Source organism: Arthrobacter sp. Soil_N43 (genome assembly GCF_057655195.1).
The window spans coordinates 1-4,107 of the sequence record NZ_JBDGML010000061.1 but is presented as its reverse complement, the minus strand read 5'-3'; the positions used below and the strand labels follow the sequence as shown (position 1 = coordinate 4,107).

Annotated in this window: 4 protein-coding genes; 2 read left to right on the top strand and 2 right to left on the bottom strand. The window is 63.9% G+C overall.

Features of this window, described 5'->3' with window-relative positions; genetic code table 11:
* Nucleotides 1-675 (bottom strand): BCCT family transporter (locus AC3A3W_RS05285; protein ID WP_487440909.1); only part of this gene is annotated, 675 nt, incomplete at its 3' end.
* Between the two features lie 33 nt (nucleotides 676-708).
* On the bottom strand, nucleotides 709-1,059 hold the full coding sequence (locus AC3A3W_RS05280) for a bifunctional 3-phenylpropionate/cinnamic acid dioxygenase ferredoxin subunit (protein ID WP_205651181.1): 351 nt from the start codon (nucleotides 1,057-1,059) through the stop codon (nucleotides 709-711).
* A 253-nt stretch (nucleotides 1,060-1,312) separates the two neighbouring features.
* Between AC3A3W_RS05280 and AC3A3W_RS05275 the strand changes: the two genes are divergently transcribed.
* Entirely contained in the window at nucleotides 1,313-2,515 is a 1,203-nt protein-coding gene (locus AC3A3W_RS05275; protein ID WP_487440908.1) for an NAD(P)/FAD-dependent oxidoreductase, read from the top strand.
* A 105-nt stretch (nucleotides 2,516-2,620) separates the two neighbouring features.
* Nucleotides 2,621-3,847 (top strand): aromatic ring-hydroxylating oxygenase subunit alpha, encoded by a 1,227-nt coding sequence (locus AC3A3W_RS05270; protein WP_487440907.1) that lies wholly within the window; start codon nucleotides 2,621-2,623, stop codon nucleotides 3,845-3,847.
* The last annotated feature ends 260 nt before the right edge of the window (nucleotides 3,848-4,107 follow it).

The following is a 4,107-nucleotide window of genomic DNA, read 5'->3' as shown; positions in this document are numbered from 1 at the left end:
GATGGACGTGGCCATGGCGGTCTGGGTGCCTTCGGGGGTGCGTCCGTCCACGGTACCGGGCGGGGGTGAGACGTAGTCGTAGAGCGGCTCGGCCACGCCGTAGCACATGAGCCCGCTGCCCATGCCGGCGGCAAACATCATGGCCACCCAGGACACGGTGCGGAATTCGGGCTTTTCGCCGTCCTTGCCCAGCGGGATGTTGCCGAACTTGCCCAGGGCAAGCCACAGGATAAAGATCACGAAGAGGGAAGCCAGGCCCATAAACAGCCAGCCGGTGTACTGCATCACCCAATCGAGGACGCTTTGCGAGGTTGTTGCCAGGCTGTCCCGTCCGAAGAAGCCCCAGATCACGAAGGCGATGGCGAATGCCCCCGTGATGCCGAAGGTCACTTTGTCGAGGGTGAGCTTGCGGTTCCGGCGTTCGGTCACGGCCTGCTCGGTCTTGGTCAGGCGGAGTTCCTGCAGGATCTGTTCGTAGTCTTCTTCGAGCTCAGCCAGGGGGACCGTCAGGGGATCTGGCGAGGCCGCGTCCAGGTCGGTCCCGTCCAAGGCGGCTTCGTCGACGCCTTGGGGCTTGGGAGAATTGGGGTCCTTGGCGGCGCTGGCGCTGCTGTCCAGGTTGGGTTCGCTGCTTAGGTCGTCACTGCTATATCGGGTATCGCTTTTGGGGGCCATGAGGAATTCCTTTGCTCGGATTCATGGGCTTGCTTAGATGTGGCCATCCACTGTCAGGCCAGGGGGGAGGTTGGGGACCTCGTTGGATTCGGTGATCATGATGTCGCCATCGATCACTGTCACTTCGTGAGTACGGACCGGGAGCTTGGCCGGCGGGGCGTCCACGCCTCCCGTGCGCAGGTTAAAGCGGGATGCGTGGAGCGGGCATTCGACCCAGCAGTCCTCAACCCAGCCGTCGGCCAGGGAGGCGTCCTGGTGTGTGCAGGTGTCGTCAATGGCAAAGAGCTCGCCCTCCTCGGTGTGGAAGACGGCGATGGGAGGAGACGTGTTCAGCCGCAGCGCTTCCCCTGGTGCCAGTTCACTGAGCGGGCATGCCTTGTGCATGGAGGGACCTCTTCTTCTAGGTGGAGCGTTGGAGTTCAATTGCCACCGACGCTGTTCCGTAATCAACAACAGCAATCGCTATAAGCAACAGAGTGCGGTAGCTCACAGCGGGTTGTCAAGGGTTTTCTGCTCTGTTGCGGGTCGCCCGGCCCTCATGAAGGGCAACCCTTGACAGTTGCCGTGGCATGGATCACTCTGTTGCATATAGCGATTGTTGTTGCGTAAGAAGCAATTGAAGGAGGCTGTGGTGTCGATGGAGACGCTTGCAATTGTGGGGGCCTCGCTGGCTGGGCTCTCTGCCGCCAGGGCCGCCCGCGCCCAAGGCTTCACCGGGCGCCTTGTGGTGATCGGCGATGAGCCGCACCGGCCCTATGACAGGCCGCCGCTGTCCAAAGATTTCCTGCTCGGTGCAATCACCGCAGAGGACCTGTACCTGGAATCAGAGGCCGACGAGCTGCAGGCAGAGTGGCTGCTTGGAGGGGGAGCTGTTTCCCTCGACGCCGAGTCCCGCAGCATCCGGCTGAAGGACGGTCAGGTCATCCAGGCGGACGGCATCGTCATAGCCACGGGTGCCCGGGCGCGCCAGTTGCCCACTCTTGCGGGACTGAGCAACGTGTTCTCGCTGCGGACGCTTGCTGACGCCCAGGCTCTTGCCCCCGAACTGCTGCCTGGAAGCAGGATGGCCGTCGTCGGTGCCGGGTTCGTCGGTGCGGAGGTCGCCTCAGCCGCTGTGTCCCGTGGCATGGACGTCACCATGATCGACACCAAGCCCGTGCCCTTCGCCGGCCAGCTCGGGGCGGAGATGGGAGCAGTGGTGGCCGGATTGCACGCAGCGAACGGCGTGGAGCTGATCTCGTCCGCCACCATAGAGGACTTCTACAGCTGCGAAGGAAACGTCTCCGGGCTGCGCCTCTCCGGGGGAAGGTACGTGGCCGCTGACGTCGTCGTTATCGGGATTGGCGCTGAGCCGAACACCGAGTGGCTGTCCGGTTCCGGGCTCGAGCTGAACCCGGGCATCGTCTGTGATGCCATGGGACGCACCAACATCCCGGGGATCGTCGCTGTGGGGGACTGCGCCGCGTGGTTCGACCCTGAGGCCGGAATCCACCGCCGGGTCGAGCACTGGACCGGCGCCCTGGAGCGCGCGGCGCTGGCTGTCCGGGCCCTGCTGGACGCCGACGCCCCTGAGCAGCCTTCCAAGCCCGCCTACTTCTGGTCTGACCAGCACGGCGTCAAGATCCAGTTCGCGGGGCACTCCGCCGGCTACGACCGCCTTGAGGTCGAGGCCGGGGACCCCCTCGCCCACAGCTTCCTCGCCGTGTACTACCGCGGAGACGCGCCGGTGGCGGTCCTGGGAATGAACCAGCCCAGGCTCTTCACCAAATGGCGGCGGAGCCTGGCTTCGTCGCCTCGGTCGGAGGCGGCCGCACTCGTGGGGGCCGCCGCCATGTCCTGAAACAACATGTCCTGAAACAACCCGTCCTGAAAATAAACAGCCCCAAACCTTCCGTCCGGCACCAAAGTTTTGACCCGAGTTTCTTGTTTTTGTTAGGAGTAGAAATTGTCTGTTGAGGTAAGCACCCCGAGCCTGATCCCGACCCTGGGCGGTCATTTGTACACGGATCCGGCTATTTTCCGGGCTGAGCAGGAGCGTATTTTCGAGCAGATGTGGTTCTGCGCGATCCGGTCCGCGGACCTGGACAAGCCCGGTGCGTGGCAGACGGTGCAGGTGGGGCGGGAGAGCGTGCTGATCTCGCGGACCCGCAAGGGCGAGATCCGTGCCTTCTACAATGTTTGCCGGCACCGTGGCGTGAAGCTGTGCATGGAGGAAAAGGGCGAAGCGGCGCGCAACTTCCAGTGCCCGTACCACGCCTGGACGTACGACTTCGAGGGCAAGCTGATCGCCGCCCCGAACCTGACGAAGATGCCTGACATTGACCGCAATGAGTACGGACTGTCCAAGGTCCACATCCGCGAGTACCTGGGCTATGTGTGGGTGTGCCTGGCCGAGGAGCCGCCCTCGTTCGAGGAAGAGGTCATGGGCGCGATCGAGGAACGCCTGGGCGACGTGCACGCCATTGACGGGTACGACGTGGCGAACCTGTCCCTGGGCCGGCGGATCCGCTATGACGTGAAGGCGAACTGGAAGCTCATCATCGAGAACTTCATGGAGTGCTACCACTGCGCCACGATCCACCCGGAGCTGACCGAGGTGCTGCCGGAGTTCGCCGACGGGCTGGCCGCGCAGTACTTCGTCGGCCACGGCGCGGAGTTCGGTGAGGACATCAAGGGCTTCACCGTGGACGGCTCCGAGGGCCTCGACGTGATCCCGGGCGTGGGTGAGGATCAGGACCGGCGCTACTACGCGATCACCATCAAGCCGACCGTGTTCGTGAACCTGGTCCCGGACCACGTGATCATCCACCGGATGTTCCCGATGTCCGCAGACCACACGATCGTCGAATGTGACTGGCTGTACCTGCCCTCCGTGGTGGAGTCCGGCAAAGACGTCAGCGCCTCGGTGGAACTGTTCCACCGCGTGAACATGCAGGACTTTGACGCCTGCGAGCGTTGCCAGCCGGGCATGGCCTCCAAGTCCTACTCCAAGGGCGGCGTCCTCGTGCCCAGCGAGCACCACATCGGCGCTTTCCACGACTGGGTCCAGGAAAAGGTCGGCGACATCCAGCTGTCCGGAGAGGCACTGCTGGGCCTCACCAAGGACACCCCGCCGCTGGAGGAACGCGCCGAAACCCTGCAGCGCAAAGAGACTGGAACCCCGGCCTCCTAAAGCCCCGCACCCCTGACCCTCCAACCAAACACCCACGATGACCCCGGGCCACGGCCCGGGGTCATCAGTGTAAGCCCATCCTTGTGCAGTTCCTGTACCGGGCATGCAGGATGCAGAAAGCAGAAGAACCCCGCCGCGGCACTGTAGTTCGGTGCCGTGGCGGGGTTCTTTTGGGTGGGGTGCTGTTAGCCGATCTTGTTGGCGGCTTCGGCGTCGGAGGAGGTTTCTCCTGCGCCGAGGTTGGCGCGGAGTTTGGCGCC

Coding starts and splice junctions, on each gene's coding strand:
- AC3A3W_RS05280 (WP_205651181.1), bottom strand. CDS start 1,059: ATGCACAAGGCATGCCCGCTCAGTGAACTGGCACCAGGGGAAGCGCTG.
- AC3A3W_RS05275 (WP_487440908.1), top strand. CDS start 1,313: ATGGAGACGCTTGCAATTGTGGGGGCCTCGCTGGCTGGGCTCTCTGCC.